Origin of the sequence: Lentimicrobium sp. S6 (genome assembly GCF_013166635.1) — a bacterium.
Lineage (GTDB): Bacteria > Bacteroidota > Bacteroidia > Bacteroidales > UBA12170 > UBA12170.
Map to the genome: position 1 here is coordinate 96033 of NZ_JABKBZ010000002.1, position 24806 is coordinate 120838.

Genomic DNA, 24806 nt, shown 5'->3' on the forward strand with positions numbered 1-24806 from the left:
TAGCAGAAATTAGCGTTCCTCTACACAACAATCAAAATCCAATTTAAATTAGCGGAAATTAGCGTTCCCCTTTCCCTAAAACTTTCCTAAATTTGCCAAATGCAAAAGATTTTAATCATCAGGTTTAGTTCCATTGGCGATATTATACTTACTACTCCCTTGCTTCGTGCCATCAAAGCACAGAAACCCGATACTGAAATCCACTATATCACTAAAAAGGCCTATGCCGCTACTCTTGAGCATAATCCTCATATCGATAGATTATTTGTGCTAGAAGACAAGCTTTCTGATATCCTTCCTCAACTAAAAATAGAGCAATATGATTTTATTGTCGATTTGCATAAAAATTTGAGGAGCTTAAGAATTAAATCGTATTTAAAAAAGCCCACTTCTAGTTTCGATAAGCTCAATAGGCAAAAGTGGCTCTTGGTTAGATTCAAAAAAAACCGAATGCCCGATGTACATATTGTTCATCGCTATTTTGATACCTTAAATAAGATTGGAGTTACTAACGATCATAAAGGCTTAGAATATTATAGCGGACTTGAAGAACAGAAAAACATAAAGGGATTAGAGGAGTCTATTCAGAATAATTTTGCAGCTATCGTTATTGGAGGCACCTATTTCACCAAGCAAATTCCAGAAGAAAAGCTGAACGAGTTGATTAGTAAAATAAGTATTCCAGTAGTCCTACTAGGCGGGAAAGGTGATTTAGAAATAGCAGAAAAGGTTGCTCAAAAACATCCTCAAAAGGCATTTATTGCAGCCGGCAAAAGTAATCTCAACGAAAGTGCTGAAATCATTAGAAGAAGCCAATTTGTAGTTAGTAGCGATACCGGGCTTATGCATATTGCTGCAGCTTATCAAAAGAGAATATACTCAGTTTGGGGAAATACCGTTCCTGAATTTGGGATGTACCCATATATGCCTAAAAACCCAGAGCTATCTGTTATCTTGGAAGTAAAAAATCTATCTTGTCGACCTTGCAGCAAATTAGGATATAATAATTGCCCTAAGAAGCATTTCGATTGCATGATGAAACAGGATTTTTCTGTGATTGGAAATTAAGAAAGTAAGGCTGAGGATTTAAATCCTTGCAATAACTGAGAGAAGCTATTTAATTAAATGGGCAATTTCTTATAAAGCTTATGCAAACCATCCATGGTCTCGTCTCTACCTAGAATGATAAACAATCCAAGTCCAATAATAAGAAGCAAGGAAATAGTTGCAGAGCGATCAAATAATTGTGAAACATGCTGAGATATAAAGCTATTCGCATTTTCTAACATAAAAGCCAAGATGCTATTTTCTGGAATCCATACACTTAGGTAAGGCCAAATAAAATACATGATGACCAGGTTAATAATACCCACCAAGAAAAAGATAAACATGGTGAGGTTTTTCCCTACAAAACGTGAGGATTCTTCTACTACAACTTTTCCTGAAGGTATTTTAGCCATAATGGTTTTGGTAAAATCCTTTGAAGGAGTTTTTAAACCATCATTCTTAATTAAGGCTTTTAAAAATAAATCTTCTATATGTTCGTCCTGATTCATAACTACAAATTTACAATATTATCAATTACTTTTTCCATGGAATCCTTCATGCTGCAGTATAATTTCTTTCTAATCCTATGTAATTTCACCTTCACATTGGCTTGGCTTAAACCGGTTACTGTGCTGATGTCTTTTACAGAGGATTCTTCCAGATAAAACAGCTTTATAATCAAATAGTCATCATCAGAAAGGCTTTCCATGGCCTCTTTTAATAATGCCTGTTGTTCTTCTGCATCTATCGACTCCAATTCTTCCTTCACCTCATCCACTGAATAATTGCTGATGGTGAAATCATCTAAAGCTTCTACTTCGAGTCTTCTTTTTCTGGTCTTCGAAATGGCTGCATTATATGCTATTCTGTACAACCATGTAGAAAAACGGGAATCCCCTCTAAAACCTTCTAGCTTCTCAAATACCTTTAAGAATACATCCTGAGCAATCTCTTCAGCATCCTCCGATTTCTTGACAATCTTTACAATGATAGTAAATACCATATCCTTATGCTTTTCAACCAAACTGGCGAAAGCGGAGGCATCTCCTTTTTTGATTTTCTCTATGTAAATATGGTCTTCTTGAAAGGTCATGATTTCATCTTCAATTATTATGACGGATAAATTGAACTTCGGTTACAAAATTCCGTAATTTTCATCATATGAATAGTTAAACCCTGTTAACATTAGTTTCATTTAGGTTAAAATATACATTCTTATTTAATTGCTTATTAATGATTTATGAATCTATTCTAATTAGGATGTGCCCAAGATACAATGTGAATAGACATCATTGCAAATATGGATTGTTATTATTTAAGAAGACTACGATTAAACCATGGTGCGTAATGGATAAGAAAAAAATGTAACCATGCTTAATGCAAGTAGCACCTTCAATAGGTAATATCTCGCAAAGAACATGCAAAGGTTTTTCGCAAAGTGCGCATAAGGGCTTCCCATATTTCATCATTATTAAGCATTGATTATCTGCCTCTTGTACTTTTCTCTTAAGCTTCTTGGCGTAATTCCAACTTCGTGCAAATGACTATTACTTTGAGTTTAGGTTTCTCGCAAAGCGCGCATAAGGATATTTCTTACTTCCCTAAACCTTAAGTGTTTACCATCTGTTTTTTGAGGAATTCCCTTAGCGTTCTTGGCGTAATTTCAACTTCGCGTCTTTGCGTGAAATCAAACTACAAATTATTAACTACTCTATGAATTTCATTTTTCACATATTTTGTATTGAAATTAATCAGTAGTCCCAATTTTATTCCAGATAGCCTCAGGTAGGTAAGGGTTTGTGAATAATGAACAGGAGCGAGAGTATCAACTGATTTAATTTCTAGGATAATTTTGCTGTTAATCATTAGGTCCACTCTGTAGCCAATATTCTGCTTGATTTCTTTGTAAATAAATGGCATCGGAACTTGCTGTTTAACCTCGAATCCTAATTCCCTTAAGTCATATGCCAGTGCATTTTCATAAGCTGACTCCAATAATCCTGGGCCAATATTTTTATGCAACTCAATTACTGCTCCAATAACTTTATAGGATAATTCATTTTCTGTCATGATGTTAATTTTTGAGGGAATTCAAAGTTAATAAAAATGACTATTACTTTGGAGTTTAGGTTTCTCGCGAATAAAATGCCAAAAGTTTCACGCAAAGAAAATGCAAAGGTTTTTCGCAAAGTGCGCATAAGGGTTTTTCCTTACCTCCCTAAACCTTAATTGTTTATCATGTATTTTTTGAGGAATTCCCTTAGCGTTCTTGGCCTAATTTCAACTTCGCGTCTTGGCGTGAAACTATATAAACTTCAATATCATACAAAGAAAATAAAAAGAAATACAAGGGTATAAACTTAGAACTTTAAAAAAGCCCACAACTGTTCACTATTGGCTGTTAACTGTAACTACTAACTAAACCTTCTGAAGCAAGCGCTTAATATTAGGATTCTTCTTGTCAGAAAAAATTTCTCCATCTTTCAATCGAATGATACGGTGGGCATGTTGGGCAATATCCTCCTCGTGAGTAACCACAATTACGGTGTTACCTTGATCGTGAATCTCTTCAAAAAGGGCCATAATCTCCACTGATGTTTTAGAATCTAAGTTTCCAGTGGGCTCATCAGCAAGAATAATAGCAGGTTTGTTTACCAATGCCCGTGCCACAGCCACCCTCTGTCTTTGTCCACCTGAAAGTTCATTGGGTTTATGATCCATTCTGTCGGCTAACTGAACATTATCTAATGTTTCTGTTGCCATTTCGGTGCGTTGTTTTTTGTTATAACCCGCATAAATCAATGGCAGCATCACATTCTCTAATGCCGAAGAACGTGGTAAAAGATTAAATGTCTGGAAAACGAAACCAATTTGACGGTTACGGATATCTGCCAAAGCATTATCATCAAGTTTACTTACATCATCACCAGCTAAAAAATACTCCCCACGGGTTGGCGTATCTAAACAGCCAAGAATATTCATCAATGTAGATTTCCCTGAACCTGAAGGTCCCATTAATGCTACATATTCGTTCTTTTTAATATCAAGGCTAATGGTTCTAATGGCTTTCACCAATTGGGTTCCTACTTGATAGTGTTTTGCTATGTCTCGTATCTTAATGACTTGGTCCATGGGTATAATTTTCTAATTGAATCAAAAGTATAAAAATTAGGCTTAGCTCTAGTTGCAATTAACATTTCTAAAGACTTTTTGTTTCTTTAGTTCGCATTATAAGATAGCCTTAACTATTTTTCAGGTTTATGACGCAGTAAACTGATAAAGATTACAACCTTATTTAGTGTTCGTCTATAAAGTCCAATTTCGTCGTTATTGCTCAAAATCCAAATCCTCAAATACGCTAGTATTCTGTGGTTTTGATTTTTCACACGCCTAGAACTTGAACTTTATAGTTCAAACACTCGACTTTATGGGCAGGCTCTATTTAGTCAATTCATTTTTAATATCCTTATAAGATTAGCATTATTGTAGAGGCTTTAAGGAAAGCATCAAGAATGAGGCTTTCGAACAATTTAAACCAAGAGTCCCGATAGAAATCATCGGGATGACTGATTTAAATGGTGAGGATAACGCTGTTATTGTGTTTTCCAATTGCCATCATTATCCCAAAGTTAGGATTTGGAAGTAAATATCGATGCCATGAAGAACAGAACTCACTGCTACAGATGCTAAAATCAATCCCATCACCCGGCTTATAATACTTGCACCACTATCGCCTATATACTTATGTATTTTACTGGCTCCCAGCATAAATAGTAATACAAGAGCCAAAACTCCAAGCATAGCAGCTGAAGATTGTGCTTGCTCCCATAAACTAAACCTGCTGTTTTCAGTTAGTAAAACAGCTGCTAACATGGCTCCAGGACTAGCAATAGAAGGCATGGCTAAAGGATATACGGCGGTCTCGCTTACACTGCTTATCATTTCTTTCTCCTCTTCGGGTTTTCCTTTACCAAATATCATGGTCATGGCAAATATAAAAAGTACAATTCCTCCAGCTATTTGAAATGCAGACAGTGGAATATTGATGGCATTTAGTATTAATTCACCTACCGCAATAAAGAATAATAGAACAATAGCTGAAATTAGAACAGCTTTTAGAGCAATCTTCCTCTTCTGCTTTTCATTATAACCTGTTGTAACTGCAATAAAAACAGGAATGGTTCCAATGGGATCTATCACAGCAAAGAAGAATACAAAAGTGGCTAGAAATTCATCCATTTTACTGATTTTGAGTTATCAATGCTAAAATAATCAAATTTAGGCTAAATCTAGTTTTTCACATTTTATTAATAAATAATACGAAGGGAATCAGCAATCATAAGCCTAAATTTGCGCCCACCTAAAAAATCTAGAACATGCCTTTACATAATACCATCAACCGTGAAGTGTTGAAAGAACAACTCATGCAAGAAACCTTCAAAAGAAAAACGATTTCCTTTTATCGATATTTCTATTTAGACCATCCTCAAGAATTTCGTGATGAAATATATAAAGAATGGAACAACTTTAATTGCTTGGGTAGGATTTATGTAGCCAGAGAAGGTATTAATGCACAAATGAGTGTGCCTGAACACTATTTTGAGGCTTTTATGGAAAGCTTAAAAAAACATGAGATTTTCAAGGAAATCCCCATTAAATATGCCGTAGAAGATGATGGTAAATCGTTCTATAAATTAACCATAAAAGTTCGACCAAAACTAGTGGCGGATGGATTGAAAGATGGCGATTTTGATGTGACAAATGTGGGGAAGCACCTTTCTGGAGTAGAGTTTCACGAGCAATTAGGAAAAGAAAACACAGTGGTTGTGGATATGAGGAATCTCTATGAAAGCGAAATAGGCAGGTTTGAAAATGCCATTTGTCCCGAAGCAGACACATTTAGAGAGGAATTGGAAATTGCAGTAGATTTATTGAAAGAGCAAAAAGATAAAAAAGTACTATTATATTGTACCGGAGGAATCCGCTGTGAAAAAGCCAGTGCTTATTTAAAGCATCATGGTTTTAATGATGTAAACCAATTGCTTGGCGGTGTTCTGGAGTATGTGAGACAGATTAAGCCTTTGGGTTTAAAATCAAAATTTATGGGCAAAAACTTTGTGTTTGATGCCCGCATGGCTGAAGATGTAAACGGACAAGTATTGGCTTCTTGCCATCAATGTGGAACGGCTTTCGATACCCATAAAAACTGCGCCAACGATTCTTGTCATCTCTTGTTTATCCAGTGTCCTTCATGTGCCGAGCAGTATGGAAATTGCTGTTCAGATGAATGTAAAGAAGAAAATCATCTTCGTTCCATCGATCCGGTTGCGCATCCCATTATTACGAAAAGTGGTAGGAGGTACCGAAAGAGCTTAACTATGTCGAAATTAAGAAAAGAAGAACCAGTAGTATAAATGTTTGTCCACGGATTTCACGAATTCTCACTGATTGGATATATTATACAATATAGCTATTTTCCTAATTGCCATTTTTTGTGGTTTTTGTGCCTTCTTTGAGTTTTTTGTGTAATAACCAATTTTTTCTTTTCTAAAGACTATAGAGATTCATATTTGCTCATCATTCTAAATAAGGAGACAATTCTAAACCATAGTCTATTAGACATAAAATAATTTCTAAATTTGATGTTTAATTATAATCAGATATCAAATTATATAGAGATGAAAAAAGGAAGCATTTTTCTATTGGCCCTAGTATTGACATTGCCAGTATTAGCAAAGAAGAAGGATAAAAAAGAAGAGGACAAAAAAGCCTACGAATTCACTATTATCAACGAAGTTCCAACTTCTGCCGTAAAAAATCAATATCGTTCTGGAACATGTTGGAGTTTTGGAGGTACGGCCTTCTTAGAAACAGAATTGATACGATTAGGAAAAGGAGAAGTAGATTTATCTGAGATGTTTGTGGTTAGAAATGCCTACAGTCAAAAAGCCATAAACACCGTTCGCTGGCATGGTAACCTCAACTTTGGAGGAGGAGGTAATTTCCACGATGTCACTTGGGTTTTTGCCAATCACGGAGCCATCACAGAAGATGCTTATGCTGGTCTTGAATATGGTGAAGAAAAACACGTTCATGGTGAATTAGATGCTTTGTTAGATGCCTATGTAAGTACAGTCATTATGAATAAGAACCGAAAACTAAGTGCTGCTTGGCACAATGGTTTCGATGGCATTTTAGATGCTTATTTAGGTGAAGTTCCTGAAACATTTTCTGAGGATGGTAAAGAATTTACAACCCAATCTTATGCTGATGAATTAGGTTTAAATATGGATGATTATGTGGAAATCACTTCTTTTAATCACCACCCATTTTATGAGACTTTTATTTTAGAAATCCCCGACAACTGGATGTTGGCTGAGTATTATAACCTTCCTTTAGACGAAATGATAGAAGTGATAGAAAGTGCCTTAATGAATGGTTATTCAGTAGCATGGGATGCTGATGTTAGTGAAAAAGGCTTTAGTTGGAAGAATGGAGTAGCCATTATTCCTGATGCTGAGAAGCCTGAGTTAGCTGGTATGGAAAGTGAGAAATGGGAAGAGTTGGACGAGAAGGAAAAGAGCGAAAAACTCTATAGTTTTGATGTGCCAGTGGCTGAAAAAGTAATCACTCAAGCATTAAGACAAGAGGCTTTTGATAATTATAAAACCAAAGACGATCACTTGATGCTTCTTACAGCTGTTGCCAAAGACCAAAGAGGAGAAACTTTCTATAAAGTAAAAAATAGCTGGAGCGAAAAAGGAAGTCCTTATGAAGGTTTTTTCTTTGCCTCAACGCCTTATATGCAATCAAAAACTATCAGTATTATGATTCATAAGGATGCTATTCCTGCTGCTATTAAGAGTAAACTTGGGATTAAGTAGGTTTCTGTCTACGAATTTTCACTAATTTGGCTAATTATCGCGAATTTCCCAGCTCAATCAGAATTGTATTCAGGTTCCATATATGACTAGGCTCAAAGCTTGGAAATCATTTCCAAGTCAGCATAAAAGTGCTTACCTTATTCTTAGCGGCGGAAATCATTTCCGCCTGAGCAGTTTGCTTATTTTGTATTCGAGCTCAACCGAAATTGTACTCCAATTATATATACGACTTAAATTTATGGCCCAAAGTATCAACCACTTTGAGAATCTCTGTGCTTCCTTTGTGCAACTCTGTGCCATAGCTTCTCTGCAGATATGCTTCTTGTATAAGAGAGCTTAATTTCAACAACAGAAAAATATCTCAACCAGCAGATGTTTTTAAGGGATCAAAGCCTCGTAGAGGATTGAGGCCCTGATATCAATTAAAGATTCAATAGTTAGTTACCACTCAAACGGAATTTTTTTCGATTGTCCAAACGTTTTAAGGCTCCGAAAGCATTTCCAAGCCAGCACATTTAGGTTTACACCTTCTCAGCCTTAACAATTAAGGCATCACCTTGCTTTTTAGCTGTTACTTTTAGAGCATCAGATTGTTTCTTAGCTACGTTTACTCCTTTGTCGGCTTGTGCAGCAGCTTCCTTTTTAAAGTTTTCTGCGGTTTTATCCGCTTCGGCTTTTAGCTTGTCTGCAGCTGTTTTTGCTATAAGTTTTTTCATGGTATCATCACCAGCTTCTTTGATTAATGCATCTGCCTGTTTGTAAGTCTCAGCTTTAGCTATATCTGCTTGTTTGTTGGCTTCTGCTTTGGCTTGACTGGCTACTTTCTGGGCTTCTGAGATTAACTTCTTCCCTTGCTTGTCAGCTTCAGCCATGAGTTGAGCAGCTTGCTTTTTCGCCTCGTCAATAGCCTGCTTCTTGGCTTTATCTTTTTCTTGCTTTAGCTTAAGTTCTGCTTGTTTCTTTAAATCATCAGCCATATTTGAAGCTGAATTCTTTAAATCTAAACCTACTTTAGGTTGACTTAATGTTCCTCCAATTAAGGCTTTGAATTTGATGGTTTCAGGAGTCTGAACATCCAAACCTAATTTCCCTGCTTCAGCAAATAATTGAGAGGCCACAGCATTGGCCTGTGAACCTAATTCTGAACTTGGAATGTTGAAATCCATATAATAGTCAATGTTTTGATTGATATTCTGGGATCCGCCAATGGTCATTTTTGATTTCCCAAATTTGGTGTCGAAAGGCTTCAGATCAATATTTCCATTGGTCATGGTATAAGTCAAATCCATATTATCTAGCGAGAGTTGATTGAACTTGTCCGACTTGATTAAACTCCCCACCTGCTTAAATAGCTCTGCATTTTTTATGGCCAAACTATTAGATTGAAGTCTACCTTTGCTGTTTACTGTCCCCAAATCAGGTTCCATATTTTGTAGGAGGATTCCATCGATATTCATTTTTGCAGAAATATTTCCTTCCATGTTTTTAGCAATAGGCGCTATTTTCTGAATGGTATTGAAAGTCTCAAAGGTCTCTTTTACATTGAAATTTACAGCATCCATATCGAAATCGAAGCTGGGCTTTTCTAAATCCTGACTCGAATATTGCCCGTTCATCTTTAAACTACCATCCAGCATATTCATGTTTAGATCATCCAAGCTAGCTATACCGTCTTTTAATTGAAGGTCTCCTCTAATATTTTTAATCTCCATATTATCGTATAGAAGCTCATCAATTTCAGTGTTTAGAGTAAAATCTATGTTTTTAGGGATTTCTATCACCGCTAATTCCTCGCTCTCTTCCTCCGAATTGCTCTCTAATTCATCCGTTTCTTCACCCATCAAATCTGCCATATTCAGTTTGTTGGAAGTAAAACTGAAATCTCCTTTTAGCAGTTCATCTTTGAAATAAAAAGCCAAGAAGTTCTCTATTTTACCTTTCATATTCATATCGCTTTCACCTATTTCAGCTTTAAAATGATCTAGATTCACAAATTGAGGAGAGATGATGGCTTTGGCACTTTTTATATGAATACCCTGAGGTAAATCAGTATCTTTATAGTTTAGGTTTTGAATAGCAATATTTCCTACCGCATAAAAGTCTTCATAATCTTCATTTTCTATGGATGACATTTTTCCCTTCATTTCCATATTGGCTTTAATGGTTCCGGACATATTCATATCCTCAGAAGGAAGTAAATCCTTCATCTTTCCTAAGTCTATTGTTCCATTTATCTTTCCATCAATACTTGGATCACTCACAGGCGTTTTGACCAACATATTCATATCGAAAGGATTTCCAGCCATATCCATATGGAATGTCTTTAGATTGATAATCGTATGATCTTCTATTCCATCTGCATTATCAATAGCTAAATCCATAGAGATATTCTCTACTTTAGATGGAAGGTCAGGATATTGGAACATGGCCTCTTTCACTAATAAATTCAGGTTAAAAGCTGGCAATTGATTCTCATTATAGATTCCTTTTACTTTTCCTTTTAATGATAGTTGACCAGCTGTTTTTAAATCCTGAAAATCGGTCATATATACCGCAGGAACTAAAGAGAGGATGTTTTTAAAAGCTGTTTGCTTAGCATCAAAAACTATGTCGACGATAATGTCATCACTTGGCATTTCCACAGAACCATCGAAACCCAATTCCAGTTCATTAACCTTGAGGATGTTTTCTTTGAAAGTATATTTTGATTTTACTAAGTCGGTTTCTAAATCAGCAATGAGTTCCATTTTGGCCTTCTTTAAATAGGAAAGTCCCTCCATTTTAAGGCTCATAGCATCAATGGTGGATTTGGTGGATAGAGTGGTATAGTCCGACGAAAGGTCGCCGCTAAGATTAAAGTTCAAGTTCTCCATTTTGGTGAATAAATCCATGCTTTGATCTTCATATATGATTTCGGCACCAATAATGCTAAAATTACGCAAGGATAAAACCATTGCCGGTTCCGAATCGTTTGAAGTTTCCTCTTCTACTGTTTCCTCTTCCAAAGCAATATCCCAATTGGCTTTACCATCTTCTAAAACTTTGGTATAAACTTGAGGATGCTTGAAGATAATCGATTTAATTTCTATAGGGTCGTTTAAAATGCTTAAAAGACCAAGGTCTAATCGGAACTGCTTAATATAGGCCAAAGTATCTCCTTCAAAATGGTCGACTCCAATTACAGAAATCTCATTCATCTTAAAACTCAAATCTGGAAAAGAAGTGATTAGACTTAATTTAACCTCCTCAAAATTGACTCTTGCATTCACATTCTTATTGATTTCTTGTTTGGCAATCTTTGTAATCTTTCCTTGGAAAGCCATGGGAAGAATAATCAATATAGCTAGAATAAAAACGATAATGATAAGAAACCACTTGATGAATTTTTTCATTGGAAATTTTTTTTTGGTATGATGGGGTAAAGATAGAAAACTAAAAACTTTTTCGGTTAAAATATTAGCTATTAAACCTCCTTTTTAGTTTTAAGGGTTAATATTTTATCTATAATAGGGATTCATTCTTATTTGGGGAAGGCAGCCCTTTGCCTCCACTTCTAGCCCAAATGCTTCAAAGCCTCTCTAACACTTAGATTACTCAGCTCCGTTTTTGCCACAAAATCTTTTACTACATCGGGATAGAACTTGCCAGCTTGACGGAGGCTCCAGCCTATGGCTTTTCTGATGAAGAAATCTTTATGCTCAGCCAACATTTCACAGTAATTAAAAAGCAGAGGTAAATCTGTTTCGGTTTTGTATCGCAATTGAAATATTAAGGCAGTTCTTTGCAACCAAAGCTCATTGGATTGCACATATCGAAGTGTGTTTTCTTTAATGAGTTCCGGGTTTTGTTGGAGGAGTCTACCCAGCAGATTAGGTGCTATAGCATCTACCGAATCCCACCAAGAACGATGCAGAATCATCCACTCGTATAGCTCTAATCGCTCAATCTTTGGCTTTTTTTCTTTCTCAATAATATCTAGGCAGGCATAATGCAATTCACGATAGGGATTGTCCCAACAAAGACGAACAAATTCATCTAAACCCTCCTCCGAAATTCTTCCTAATTCCTTAATAAATGCAGAAACTACTGCTCTCCGAGCTACAGATTTTATACCATAGAATTCGAAATGGTTTTTCATATACTTCTTCATTGGAATGGCATTGGCTTCAATAGCAATGGCTTCCAAACGAGCATCCAATTCCTGATAGTATTTATAGGCATCCATAGAACATACTATTGTATGATAATCTTTTGCTGAGAAAGCTCTATTCCATTTTTGTTAATCAGACGAACCAGATAGCTCCCTTTTGGCATTCTTCTTCCATCCCATTTTGCGGATTCTTGATGGGCTTGAATAAAAACAGAATCTACTTGCTTTCCACTTTGGTCAAAAATTAAAAGACTACCCTCTTCTGGCATCATCAACTCAAAAAAGACTCTGCCATTAGATGGATTTGGATAGCTTTGAAGGTAATCTTCGGGTCTTATGACTATTTCTTCTTTAATACTCACAAATTCCTCTGCCCAAAGCGCTAGTGTATATTGTCCTTTCTGAATATTTGGAACATAGATATATCCTGCAAATGGACTTCCTGTTCTTTCAAAAGGAATGCCATGCCAATGGGAGGAGGCATCTGGACGGAATAATATCACCAAACTATCAAAAACATCATTGATAAGGGTATGATCGAGTTTACTGGTCATAGAGTAGCGAAAGATTCCGGTTGCTTGAAAATTATTTGGGACTATCCCATCAATCTCATAATAACGATAATCAGAAAAAGTAAGACCTTCCTGAGGGTTTTCTGGAGTATCGGGTGCTACCCAATGGTGAGAAACCTGAATTAGAGCTGAATCGCTGATATCTTCCACTTCTAACTTGAAATAGGAATCCTCGAAATTATATTCTCCAGTTTCCTTTATGATTTTAGTTTCGTCGCTGGTGGCATCACAAAAGTTCTCATGCAAATCCACCATGGCAACAATGGGTTCAAAAGGTATAGTGAAGGTTTGAGAACCTGTTTCTCCATCAAATTCCATTCTCACATCAAATTGCTCCCAATCGTTATTCATCAGAGTGATGTCTACTTTATTAGAATTAGCAAACACCTCTTTCCCTTTCAGCTTTTGGCGGGCATATATGGTATACTCATCTCCAGAAATATGCTGAATTGAGTCGATAACAAAAGTGGAGAAACCCGGAGTAAACACATAGGCTTCAAAGAAATATGCCATATCAATGCCGGTAAAGTCGGTGAGGAAGTCTCTCATATTCTCGGAAGAGGCATAATCATATGCATAGGCGCTTAAATAGGCTTTTATGGCAGGAAAGAAAACCTCATCAGTTAAATAACCTCTTAAGCTCTGAACCACGGTTGCCCCTTTGTCATAAACCGTGCTTCCATATGTAAGATCGTGAGAAATGCCATATAAAGCCAGATAGTCACCATCTTTAAAATGTGTGTTTCTGAGTACTTCTTTATGATGGTATCTCATTTCCGCTTTATAAGTTTCAATATCATAAACCTGCTCCATATAGAATAATGCAGAGAAAGTAGCCCAACCTTCGTTTAACCACATGTCGAGGGCACTGGCACAAGTCACTTGATCGCCAAACCACATATGTGATAATTCGTGGGTATATAATCCTTCGTATCCTAAGGTTCCATCAATAGCAAAATTAGGATATGCAATATTTGTAGCATGTTCCATGGCTCCTATTGAGGTGCCCACATATCCAACTCGTTCGAATGGATAAGCTCCAAAGTTTTCTTCAAAATAGGCCAAAATTTCTTTGAGGTTAATAAAGCTGGCTTCTACCGAACTAGCATTCGCCGGACGCGCATATATTTTAATTGGGATATCACCATCAATGCCTCCGTAAATATCTTCATGAATCACATAATCACCCACTGCCACAGAAGCCAAATAGGTTGGAATAGTTTCTGCTAAATGCCAATGATAACTTTTGCTTCCATCTCCATGATCTATCACTTCTTGCAATAAACCACCAGCCACCGCTTTTAAAGGGTCGTCGACCCTAACCGTCACATCATAAACTGCTCTATCATGAAAATCGTCAATACAAGGAAACCAAGATTTCCCGAGGTTATGAGGTTCTATATCAAATCCAACACCAAGATTATAAGCATATTGATTGTCAATGTAAAAACCTCCCCAGCTTTCGTGAAAGGGTGTGCCATGGTAACTAATGCTGAGCTCGGCCAAGTCATCTGCCATCAGCAAATCATCTAAATTTATGATTAATCTTTTTCCAACTTGCTCAAAATTATCTGTTTGGACTCCACCTACTTTTACTTCATCCACTATCAGGTTCATCAGTTCCAACGGGATAATGGCTAAATCATCTACTTTAGATTTAATTGAAATATCAGTTCTGGCATATAATTCATCGGTATCCCAAAGGATGGAATCGATAAATATATGATAGGATTGTACATCCAAGCTGTCACTCAAACTGCTTTTCTCGAAAGATACTCGGTGATTACAATTTTGGTGATTTTGAGCTAAAGTAAAGGAAGAGACAAACAAGCTGCTAATCAATAAAAGAAGGAAACGATTTTTCATGTGTTTTGAATTGATATTTGAAGCATCAAATATACTGGAAAATCGAAAACTCCTGGTGTTGTTATTTTTTAGGTTTTGCTTTTTGGAGGAAAAGCACAAAATCTTCTGTTGTATTACTCTCTTTTACTACTTCTTAAAGCAATAATATCAAGCGCCTGCTATTATTGCTTAGAAAGCTACAAACGGGAGTATAGAGCTACTTGCATTTATCAAATATTGAAGTCATAATAATACTCGTTTGGAAGTTGCTTTTGCTACAAAAGATGAATTATAACCTCTTATGTCCAACCATGTTTAAGGTAAAAAGAGTGATGGCTTCTTTTAAATCTTCTTCATTAGTTTTATAGATAGGCATATTGGCATCCCAAAGTTCGGCACGAAGAAGTTCACCTGTTGCCTTCACCAAGAGCGCATCACAGTCTTTTAATAATTCAAGTAGTGCTTTATGCTTATGTTCTTCGCTATGGGAATCACCATCTGATTGAAATGGATTATTACGAAACTCAATGAATTCGTAGCTACCTTCTACAATCTCACAAATAGCAAATTCTTTTGTTTTTCCAGTTTTTGAAAAAACAGTCTTTTTATCTGATGTAGGTATTGCAATCTTCATTCTTAATCTCCTTTTTTAATTGGGGCTTGCGAATTTAGTAAAATTTCTCATTCCTTTCTTATCTAATAGCTTAGTTGATACAGATTTGAAACTGTAATGGCTTCCATTTCTCTTAAAATTTGTTAAGCTGATGAAAAATCAAGCAAAATAAATGGGGGGGGGGGGGGAGATTAGGAAGACAGGTGTTTGGTATAATTAGGATTAGACTAGTATAAAAAGTCAAATTTCAAATAAAATTTGACCTGATGAAATCAGGGCTTTAGACTGAATATGTCTTTCATTAAGCCTTCACTTTTTAACATTACTCTTTTTAAAACTTCTGCAAATCACCCTTCAATACAATTTAATATTGGTTTTCTTTGTTTAGATAGAACAATTATATCATTACATCAAAAACAGCTTTCATAATATGAATAAGATTATTAGCCTTTTAGTCCTGAGTTTTGCAGTATTCAACCTATCTGCACAAACCAACACCGTAAGAAAAGACTATATTGAAAAATACAAAGCAACTGCTGTGAAAAAGATGTTGGAGCATGGAATTCCTGCAAGTATCACCTTAGCCCAAGGAATATTAGAATCAGGATCTGGAAAAAGCGACTTAGCAAGTATTGCCAATAATCACTTTGGCATAAAATGCCATAAAGGATGGACCGGTGATAGCTTTATCATGGACGATGATAAAAAGAATGAATGTTTCAGAAAATACAAAACTGCTGCCGAATCTTTTGAAGATCATTCCCAGTTTCTAATGACTCGCAGTCGTTATGCTTTTCTCTTCGAATACAAAGTAACAGATTATAAAAAATGGGCTCATGGTTTAAAAAAGGCTGGCTATGCTACCAATCCAAAATATGCGCATCTGCTTATTAAAGTCATTGAAGACAACGAATTGTATCAGTACGACAAGATAAAGAGTATGAAGGAGCTTGGAGTAAAAGAAGAAAAGCCCACTAATGTAAAACCACCAAAAGAGGATATTGTTGTTGTCGCTGAACCCACCGATTTCAAACCAGTATCAGTAAGTGATAATCAAAGACTCATCTACGAAAACGAAGGTGTTCGTTATGTAAAAGCAATGAAAGACGACAGCTTTGAAAGCATTGCAGCTGAATTTGGAATATACACTTGGCAAGTCAGGAAATATAATGATGCCACTAAAAAGACCAGACTAAGTTCAGGTGACTTTATATATATTGAAAAGAAAAATTCCAAAGCTAGAATTAAGTTTCATATCGTACAAAGAGGTGAAACCTTAAGGGAAATCTGCCAGAAATATGCCGTTAGGATGAAAAAAGTAAAAAAGATGAATGGCATTAAAAATGAAGATGCTCTACCAGAAGGAGGCCGTTTAAAACTTCGTTAAGTCCTTATGATTATCATTCCTTTAGGTAAGTATTTTGGTGTTGATGAGAGCAAATTGGCTCTATTGAATCATCACCCAAAAAGCATATCGTATAATACTCCATGAATAACTTTGTCACATCCATACTTTTTTTAGACTTTTTTTCTGTTAAAGTCTAATAATATCCTTGTGACTAATCGTTTTTAAAGTACTTTTACCGAATATTTAAAGCGAAAATTCGAAAAATGAATCAAAGAAAACACACATTCCATATTCCTGTGATGGGAATAGGTTTTACCATAGACTCTCCAGCTAGGGTGGCTCATTTAGGAATTGACTCTACTATTTCATTGGTTGACGATATGTTAGTCGAGAAAATGAGAAAATTTTACAGCGAGAAATTTGAGCTTCCTTACCAAGAAATTACCCATAAAATTGATGATTTTCGTGCCAAGAGAATCACCTCATATCTCAATTTGATGAAAGAAATTGCAGAATCGAAACTCGAAGAGTTCAAAACTGCAACACAAGACAAAAGGGAAGAAATAAAAGAATATTTCCATTTATTACCAGATAGCTCAGAACTAAAAAAAGAATTCCAACAAAAAGTTGAAAATTTCAACTTAAACGATGTGAAATCTTGGATTAGAGACCACCTGAGCATTGGAAATGTAGACGTAAATATCATGACTAAGGTAGACAAGCATAATTATAAAAATGGGGAGCAGTTACCTGTTGAATTTAATGATGCCCATGCAGCTTTAAGAGGTTTTGCTAAAAGCAATCTCAACTCTTCTATCGTTCTTTCAGCTGGTATGAATCCTCGATTATATAATTATATGGATCAGTTCGACGATTTCTATCCTAATGAGGATGGTGAAATGAAGAAGCAGATCATACTAAAGGTTTCTGACTATCGTTCGGCATTAATCCAGGGAAAATATTTAGCTAAAAAAGGTCTTTGGGTTTCTGAATACAGAGTAGAATCTGGATTAAATTGTGGAGGTCATGCTTTTGCCACTGAAGGCCACTTAATGGGACCAGTTTTAGAGGAATTCAAAACCAATAAGGAAGCATTAGTTCAACAAGTGTGGGCTTTACTCGAAAAGGCATTAACAGCTAAGAATCGTCCTGTCCCTACTGAGGTATTACCGCTACGTATGTCGGCACAAGGCGGTGTTGGGACTGCAGAAGAGCATTCTTTCTTACTTGATCATTTCGAAGTGGATTCTGTAGGTTGGGGTTCTCCATTTTTATTGGTTCCTGAAGTAACTTCTGTGGATAATGCCACTCGCAAACAATTAGCAGATGCTAGAGAGAAAGACCTATATTTAAGTGGGATTTCTCCTTTAGGAGTCCCATTTAATAGTTTGAGAGGAAATACTAAAGATATTGAAAAGCAAGCTCGTATAGATATGGGAAAACCAGGTAGTCTTTGTCCCAAGAAATATGTAGAACTCAATTATGAGTTTACTGAAAAAGGGCTCTGTACTGCTTCTTATCGCTATCAACGTCTGAAGATTAAAGAGCTTGATGATTTAGAATTACCTGAAGCAGATCGACAATATAAGTATAATAAGATTGTAGAAAAATCTTGCGTTTGTGTGGGCTTAGGAACTGCTGCTTTAATATCAAAAGGATTGGACACTAAGGTGGAAGGACCTGGTGTTTCGGTTTGTCCTGGACCTAATATAGCCTATTACGAAAAGGAAATTACTTTAAAAGAAATGGTAGGCCATATTTATGGCAGAAATAATGTGATAAAACGCAATGACCGTCCTCATATGTTTGTTAAAGAATTACACCTATATATAGATCATCTAAGAGGAAAGATTGACGAAGTAAAAACAGATCTTTCTAAGAAGCAGGAAAAGAGTTTAACCACTTTCAATGAAAATTTAAAAGAAGGTGTTAATTATTATCAAAATTTGTTTAGTGAAATGAAACATGCTTTTGAAGATACTAAACAGCAAATTGCTTATGATTTAGAAGAAAGCAAACAAAAACTTCACGATTTTAGTATAGAAATTAGAAAGAAATTCTCAGAAGCCTAAAGCTAGAGAATTATGAATATAGGAGCCCATTTTGAAATTAAATATTTTGGAAAGGGCTTTTTTATTGCCATGAGAAGCGCACTTTTAATTATAAATATGCAAAGTCTTGCCATCGTAGGAAGTACGATATTGCTTCAGAGGTTTCACCGATGGACCAGTCACATTTGAACCATCGAGAATGAGGTATTGAGATTCGCAACAACTGTCTTTTATAATGATTCCATCAGGTTCAACATTCAGTCTAGCACAGCCATTTTCATCGCAACAGGCATCAGGATCGTGAGGGCAAGTGCGCTCAAAGGCTACAAAGTCATTCACGCTTATTCTGTATACAATCAGTCCTCTACTTGGGTAATTTGCCGTAATATATTCAGAACCACCAACAGTATTCAAATTAATATATAAGGTTGAGTTGGGCTCAATATAAATATTAACCACTGCTAATGGTAGTGGATCGTCTTCCTTTTTGCATTGCGAGAATATAAGGCCAAATAGGACGATTCCAAGTAGGAAAAGATATATAAGTTTATTTTTCATTATTGCTTTGAAACGCAAATGTATTATAAATATTGCGACGAAAGGGAAAGAGCAGGAAACGGGAATCTTAAAATTGCTTAAAAGGACTGAGAGCGAGGTTCAATGTTTAAAGTTCAAAGTTAAACTTGTAGATTTTGTTTTTAGAATGAATTGGGGAAATGATGAGCTGAAGAGCCAGAGAACTTGGGAAACCATATCCCTCATCGGTCATCCGATATCCGACTCCAACCTAGTTCTTAACGAAGAACAATACGCCCTAGATCACCACTAAGTCTTTTTTTATGACTTTCTTTTTTACTCAAAAGGCTGAGTATCTTCATCAACTCTTCATCCTCTTTTACTCCCTTCAACTTGTTCTGCAGTTCTTTTATTTCTTGTTCTACAATGCTTAATTTAAAGGACCGAACGGATGTCATCACACTTAAACCCAAGAGGTCGACCTCCTCCGATTTCACATAGATTTGTTTCTTTTCCATCCAGTTTTCTGAAAGCTCATATTTATCCATGGAGATATCTATACAGAAATTAGCAATCTGCTGATTGGGATGGTTGGTAAAAAAACTATGCTCTTTAAATTCTTCCTCCTCTAAACATTGGTCGAAAATTTCATAAATGCTTTTATAGAGCGGATTTTCAAACTCCAAGTTATCTAAGGCCATTTGATCGATAATATACGCTGCCACATTTACCTCAATATCCTCTTCCCCTTTTTTACGAAATGTAAAATCGAGGTGACCAAATTTTAACAAAAGTCGAGCTAGATTTTCCTCCTGATAAGCAAATCTGCTGAGCAAACGTTTATCAGGGCTTTCCATTCTATTTACCTGAGGAGTCTTCTGGTGAGGCTCAGGATAACTAGATTTAGTCTCTTGTTTAAACTTTTTAGCAAGGAGCTTATTCAACTCGTTCAACAAGGTTTGCTCTGGCATTTCGAGTAAGCTAGAGCATTCCCTCACATAAACCTGTCGGGTAATGGCATCCGGGATAATAGAAATGGTTTGAACAATTTCTTTAATCAGGCCAGCCCTTTTTATGGGGTCAGTTTTAGCCTCCTCCGAAAGTAAATTGGTTTTAAAACTAATAAAGTCTTGAGCTTCATTAGTGATATACTCCTTGACTTCAGAAGAACGGTGGGAGCGCGCAAAGCTATCGGGATCTTCTCCTTCAGGGAACATCACCACTCTCACATTCATGCCTTCAGACAGAATCATATCGATACCTCTCAAGCCCGCTTTAATACCAGCAAAGTCACCATCATATAAAACGGTAATATTATTGGTAAATCGCTTAATCAGCTTGATCTGATCTTGGGTAAGCGCGGTACCAGAACTGGCCACTACATTCTCTACTCCCGCATCAAACATGGAAATCACATCGGTATAACCCTCCACCAAGAAACAATTATCGGCTTTAACCATTTCGTTTCTAGAGAAATAAATGCCATAAAGAACCTTGCTTTTATGATAAAGATCCGACTCAGGAGAGTTTAAATATTTGGCTTGTTTTTTATCATTGCTAAGGGTTCTTCCTCCAAATCCGATAACTTGTCCTGTGAGGTTATGAATAGGAAACATCACACGACCTTTAAAGCGATCGAATCGTTTTTTGTCATCACGAACGATGGTTAACCCAGTCTTTTGTAGTAATTCCAATTCATGTGCATTTTTAATAGCATAGTCGCTAAAAGCTGTCCATTCGTCGGGGCTATATCCCACCTGGAATTTCTTGATCATCTGAGTACTCATACCCCTTCCGGTGAGGTAATTAAGCCCAACTGATTTCCCAATCTCTGTTTCCCAAAGCTGATTTACAAAATACTTGGAAGCAAAATCCACTGCTTGCAACATGCTTTCTCGCTCATTATAATGGGCGATTTGCTCTGCGGTTTGCTCTTCTTCTTCTACTTCGATGGAGTATTTATTGGCCAAGTATTTTAAGGCCTCGGGATAGGTCTTATGCTCATGCTCCATGATGAAGCTCACCGGACTTCCTGCTTTTCCACAGCCAAAACATTTAAAGATGCCTTTGGCCGGACTTACTGTAAATGATGGTGTTTTCTCATTATGAAAAGGACAATTCCCTAACATATTGACCCCTCGTTTTTTCAGTTGTACGAAGTCGCCAACTACTTCTTCAATTCGAGCAGCATCAATAATGGTTTGTATGGTTTCTTGTGGAATCATGAGTGCTGGCAAAGTTATTTATTTTTGGAATGGAAAAATGAAATTAGATTATTTCCATAGAAATATTTGAGCATAGAATCTAAAAAAGCAATGGTCTTCTATATGTTTGTAGAGGTTTTTTACCACCAAAGGCATGAAGAGCAACACCAAGTAAAAATAAGAAAGAATTAAAACGGGTTATCCACTTGTCTACCTTTTCTATTCCATTCTGGAACCAAATGCTTTTCTGGATTTTGTTCTATGATATTTTTCCTCCATTCATCTGGATAACCTGGACTTTGCATGTGCTCTCCTACTGATTTTATATAGCCATCATTATATTTGGCAATGAGCATATATCCCAGTTCATTCCATCTTTTAAGGATTAAATCGGCTCTTTCATTCACATAGTTGTGTAAGACCTTGTCTTTGTCTTCTAAGTTTTCTTGGAGCAATCTTTTAGCCAAATATTCTTGTTCAGAAATAAACTGGTCTTCCAGTTCATTTTGAACTTTCTGAATATCCTGAATCATATAGGAATATTTCAAATTGGCATAATTACTAACGAAGTTCATGGTCCACCACATGGAGGAGGGATCGTAGTGGCGAATATCTCCTTTACGATAAGATTCAGGCACCGAATCTAGGCTCATATAGAGGGGGAGATAACAAGTAAAATAAGTGTCATCGAAACCAAACCATAGGGTACTCATCGCTTCAAAGGTTCGTTCTCTACATTGAGCAATAAATGAGAAACAAGTATTATAAGTTGAAATTGGACGTTCCCATGAATAAGCCTTACCATCATCCTCTTCCCAACTCAATGGTCGCCATCTTTGGGGTGTACCAAAAGGCCCAGCTTCAGGTCCTTTGGTCATATCTATTGCTGTACCCTCATAATGATCACGAACCAATCTCATCACATCCTTAACACTCAACTTTTCTTCAGGGAAAATCCACAGTGGATATCTTTCGGCTCCCTCCACTCCTCTGTGATAATCGGAGGAAAAATTCTGCTCTGGGGCAGCCCTTCTAAATAGACTCCAAACTCTACTTTCACAATAACGCAATCTGTCAGGCGATATCGGATTATAAGCCAAGTTAAAAGCAAAAGGATTCCCGCTATTCGGATCATAGAATCCCTTTTCTATGGCAAATGAAATCACATTTTTACTATAGATACAATTTTCAGGATCATCCAGCGGGAAAGTTCCAATCCGAGCTTTATTAGCGTGGGCAGAAATGGCACCATCAGGGATTTTCATGGCCACCCAATTCGCTCCTGGTTTTCCATCTCCTGTTCCTATCATTTCTAAAATCCAGGCTTCATTGGGATCTATGATGGAAAAACTTTCTCCTTCGCTCCCATAACCATATTCTTCCACCAAAGAAGTAATCACCTCTATGGCTTCTCTCGCGGTTTTTGAACGGTCTAAAGCAAGGCTCATCAAATGCCAATACTTGAGAGGAAGGTTTTTATTCCAAAGCTCTTCTCTTCCAGTAAAAGTAGTTTCTCCAATGGCCACATCATACTCATTCATATGAAAGCCGAGTTTTTTATAGGTCTCCAATGGTTGGGGGATATCGAGAAACTTTTCTGTTCTAGGGAATTTGAATTGAATAACCTCCTCTGATTCGTGCTTCTGGTGGGGAAACATTTTTAGGTGATAAAGCCATTCTCCATCGTTTGTATACACCATCATGGTGGAACCATCGGTACTAGCTCCTTTGGTGACAATTAAATTGGTACAACTGTAGGAAATGAAACTGAATAGTATGAAAAGGAAGGTGAGTGTATATTTGATCATAATCAGAGATTTTTTGCTAAAGTATATAAAAATGGTTACTAATCAGATAATGTCAATTTACTGTAGTTGCCCATGATAAATGGTTTTTTTGTTTTGCCCCTTCCCCATGGGGAGCCAAAAAATCAGATTTCAGTTTCAAAAATCAAATTATAATAGAATATCAAATTTTTCAATCTAATCATTTTGCTGAATCTTTTCCCTGACTCCCCTTGGGGTCGGGGTAAATCAGGGAAAATTAAACTATAGTAATTCTTACTGATTAGTAACTAAAAATGAAATTATAAAAAGTTTTGAGCTATTTTAATGTTTATTCAAAAAGATTAAAATCATATAGAATGCTATTGTACAAAGAACCACCAAGATTCACAAAATCCACAAAGAAGAATCATATAAAGTGAGTTATTCTAGTTTTTTTATTTTCGTGTCTCCTTTGAGTGTTTTGTGCCATAATGCTTTAATTTTTTCAAATTGAAAACAGTTATCGATACACTTCAAAAAGCCTTGCGAAAATTGTTTATATTTGACATCCATACCAATAAATAACTATAAAAAGCCAAATAATAAATAGAAATGAAAAAATACCTACCTATTATTCTCATTTTACTTTGGTCCTGTCAAATGGAAGTGAAAAACGAAAAAGAACAAAAAATACAAACTAATCCCGATTGGACCATAGTCATTCACGGAGGAGCTGGAGACATTGAAAAAGAAGGATTCTCTGAGGAAAGACAATCAGAATACAAACAAAAATTAGAGGAGGCCATTCAGGCGGGCTCTGTCATTCTAGAAAATGGGGGGACAAGTTTAGAAGCTGTTGAAGCAAGTATTCATATCATGGAGGATTCACCACTTTTTAATGCTGGTAAAGGAGCCGTTTTTAATGCTTTGGGTCAAAATGAAATGGATGCTTCCATTATGGATGGAAAAAGTGGAAAAGCAGGGGCGGTGGCTGGAGTCCGTCATATTAAAAACCCCATCAGTGCAGCCATTGCAGTGATGGAAAAATCGCCACATGTATTGCTTATTGGTGATGGTGCTGAGAAATTCGCTTCAGAACATGGAGTGGAAATCACCGATACTTCTTGGTTTTATACCGAAAAAAGATGGAAAAGCTACGAGAAAATGAAGCAAGACAAGCACGGAACAGTGGGCTGCGTAGCACTAGATAAACACGGGAATATTACAGCTGGAACCTCCACTGGAGGCATGACCATGAAAATGCCCGGAAGAGTGGGTGATAGCCCAATTATTGGCGCTGGCACCTATGCCGATAATCATACTTGTGGGATTTCAGCCACGGGTCATGGGGAGTTCTTCATTAGAAATGTAGTGGCCTACGATGTGGCCGCCATCATGAAATATCAAGGAAAAAGTATTGAAGAAGCAGCAAATTATGTGATTCAAGACAAACTAAAATCTCAAAACGCTAGCGGTGGAATCATAGGTTTAGATGCCCAAGGGAATATCATCATGGAATTTAATACTACGGCTATGTTTAGAGCATCGAATCGCTCTGATGATGATTTACGAGTGGCTATTTTTAAATAAATCGCTATCTGGCCAAGCAATATTAAGACCGCATTCATTTCCACGGGCTTCCCCGCGGCTATTCATCTGTCGCCCTTCCAGGACTCAAATTAGCATCATCCTTAGACTATTTAAATGAGCTCGAGAAGTGGCGAGGCGGAGAGCTTGCGATTCTAAAAAAACACATCTGTGGAAATAAGCGTTTTAATCCTGACCGTAATGTCATGGATTCCCTTTTAAT

Annotated in this window: 18 protein-coding genes; 6 read left to right on the forward strand and 12 right to left on the reverse strand. The window is 36.5% G+C overall.

The features are described from left to right. Window positions 1-99: 99 nt before the first annotated feature. Window positions 100-1068, forward strand: coding sequence for a glycosyltransferase family 9 protein (locus HNS40_RS01385; protein ID WP_172276465.1), 969 nt, complete (start codon window positions 100-102; stop codon window positions 1066-1068). A gap of 53 nt (window positions 1069-1121) precedes the next feature. Here HNS40_RS01385 and HNS40_RS01390 read toward each other — a convergent pair whose 3' ends face one another. The 5 genes from HNS40_RS01390 to HNS40_RS01410 all read right to left on the reverse strand — a co-directional run bounded on the left by HNS40_RS01390 (window position 1122) and on the right by HNS40_RS01410 (window position 5286). Beyond that, window positions 1122-1556, reverse strand: a complete 435-nt coding sequence (locus tag HNS40_RS01390; RefSeq protein ID WP_172276467.1) for a hypothetical protein — start codon at window positions 1554-1556, stop codon at window positions 1122-1124. A gap of 2 nt (window positions 1557-1558) precedes the next feature. Further along, entirely contained in the window at window positions 1559-2140 is a 582-nt protein-coding gene (locus HNS40_RS01395; RefSeq protein WP_172276469.1) for an RNA polymerase sigma factor, read from the reverse strand. A gap of 599 nt (window positions 2141-2739) precedes the next feature. Beyond that, window positions 2740-3117: a GxxExxY protein gene (locus HNS40_RS01400; RefSeq protein WP_172276471.1), complete on the reverse strand. Its 378-nt coding sequence runs from the start codon at window positions 3115-3117 to the stop codon at window positions 2740-2742. A 348-nt stretch (window positions 3118-3465) separates the two neighbouring features. Next, window positions 3466-4179, reverse strand: a complete 714-nt coding sequence (locus HNS40_RS01405; RefSeq protein WP_172276473.1) for an ABC transporter ATP-binding protein — start codon at window positions 4177-4179, stop codon at window positions 3466-3468. 486 nt (window positions 4180-4665) lie between these two features. Continuing rightward, window positions 4666-5286 carry a MarC family protein gene (locus HNS40_RS01410; RefSeq protein ID WP_172276475.1) on the reverse strand — a complete coding sequence of 207 codons (621 nt, stop codon included), beginning with the start codon at window positions 5284-5286 and terminating at the stop codon, window positions 4666-4668. A 137-nt stretch (window positions 5287-5423) separates the two neighbouring features. Between HNS40_RS01410 and HNS40_RS01415 the strand changes: the two genes are divergently transcribed. Continuing rightward, window positions 5424-6461 carry a rhodanese-related sulfurtransferase gene (locus tag HNS40_RS01415; protein ID WP_172276477.1) on the forward strand — a complete coding sequence of 346 codons (1038 nt, stop codon included), beginning with the start codon at window positions 5424-5426 and terminating at the stop codon, window positions 6459-6461. A 264-nt stretch (window positions 6462-6725) separates the two neighbouring features. Then, window positions 6726-7931, forward strand: coding sequence for a C1 family peptidase (locus tag HNS40_RS01420; protein ID WP_172276479.1), 1206 nt, complete (start codon window positions 6726-6728; stop codon window positions 7929-7931). Between the two features lie 521 nt (window positions 7932-8452). On the opposite strand, the gene HNS40_RS01425 is transcribed toward HNS40_RS01420, so the two are convergent. From HNS40_RS01425 to HNS40_RS01440, 4 genes are all read right to left on the reverse strand, one after another. Next, complete coding sequence (locus tag HNS40_RS01425) at window positions 8453-11323, reverse strand: AsmA-like C-terminal region-containing protein (protein WP_172276482.1); 2871 nt, start codon at window positions 11321-11323, stop codon at window positions 8453-8455. Window positions 11324-11484: 161 nt separating this feature from the next. After that, on the reverse strand, window positions 11485-12156 hold the full coding sequence (locus HNS40_RS01430; protein ID WP_172276485.1) for a DNA alkylation repair protein: 672 nt from the start codon (window positions 12154-12156) through the stop codon (window positions 11485-11487). Between the two features lie 8 nt (window positions 12157-12164). Then, the gene (locus HNS40_RS01435) at window positions 12165-14519 is read right to left on the reverse strand and encodes a M1 family aminopeptidase (RefSeq protein ID WP_172276488.1); all 2355 of its coding nucleotides are present in this window, start codon (window positions 14517-14519) and stop codon (window positions 12165-12167) included. 268 nt (window positions 14520-14787) lie between these two features. Then, window positions 14788-15132: a NifB/NifX family molybdenum-iron cluster-binding protein gene (locus HNS40_RS01440; RefSeq protein WP_172276491.1), complete on the reverse strand. Its 345-nt coding sequence runs from the start codon at window positions 15130-15132 to the stop codon at window positions 14788-14790. 409 nt (window positions 15133-15541) lie between these two features. Between HNS40_RS01440 and HNS40_RS01445 the strand changes: the two genes are divergently transcribed. Further along, window positions 15542-16498, forward strand: coding sequence for a glucosaminidase domain-containing protein (locus tag HNS40_RS01445; protein ID WP_172276494.1), 957 nt, complete (start codon window positions 15542-15544; stop codon window positions 16496-16498). Window positions 16499-16722: 224 nt separating this feature from the next. Then, complete coding sequence (locus HNS40_RS01450; protein ID WP_216663762.1) at window positions 16723-18531, forward strand: hypothetical protein; 1809 nt, start codon at window positions 16723-16725, stop codon at window positions 18529-18531. A gap of 84 nt (window positions 18532-18615) precedes the next feature. Here the strand turns inward: HNS40_RS01450 and HNS40_RS01455 are convergent, their stop codons facing one another. The 3 genes from HNS40_RS01455 to HNS40_RS01465 all read right to left on the reverse strand — a co-directional run bounded on the left by HNS40_RS01455 (window position 18616) and on the right by HNS40_RS01465 (window position 23038). Beyond that, window positions 18616-19068: a hypothetical protein gene (locus HNS40_RS01455; RefSeq protein WP_172276497.1), complete on the reverse strand. Its 453-nt coding sequence runs from the start codon at window positions 19066-19068 to the stop codon at window positions 18616-18618. 236 nt (window positions 19069-19304) lie between these two features. After that, window positions 19305-21263, reverse strand: coding sequence for a DNA primase (gene dnaG, locus HNS40_RS01460; RefSeq protein ID WP_216663763.1), 1959 nt, complete (start codon window positions 21261-21263; stop codon window positions 19305-19307). Window positions 21264-21418: 155 nt separating this feature from the next. Further along, window positions 21419-23038 (reverse strand): dipeptidase, encoded by a 1620-nt coding sequence (locus HNS40_RS01465; protein WP_172276500.1) that lies wholly within the window; start codon window positions 23036-23038, stop codon window positions 21419-21421. Window positions 23039-23608: 570 nt separating this feature from the next. Here HNS40_RS01465 and HNS40_RS01470 point away from each other — a divergent pair. Then, a complete protein-coding gene (locus HNS40_RS01470) occupies window positions 23609-24586 on the forward strand; it encodes an isoaspartyl peptidase/L-asparaginase family protein (protein WP_172276503.1) in 978 nt (325 codons plus the stop codon). Window positions 24587-24806: the final 220 nt, after the last annotated feature.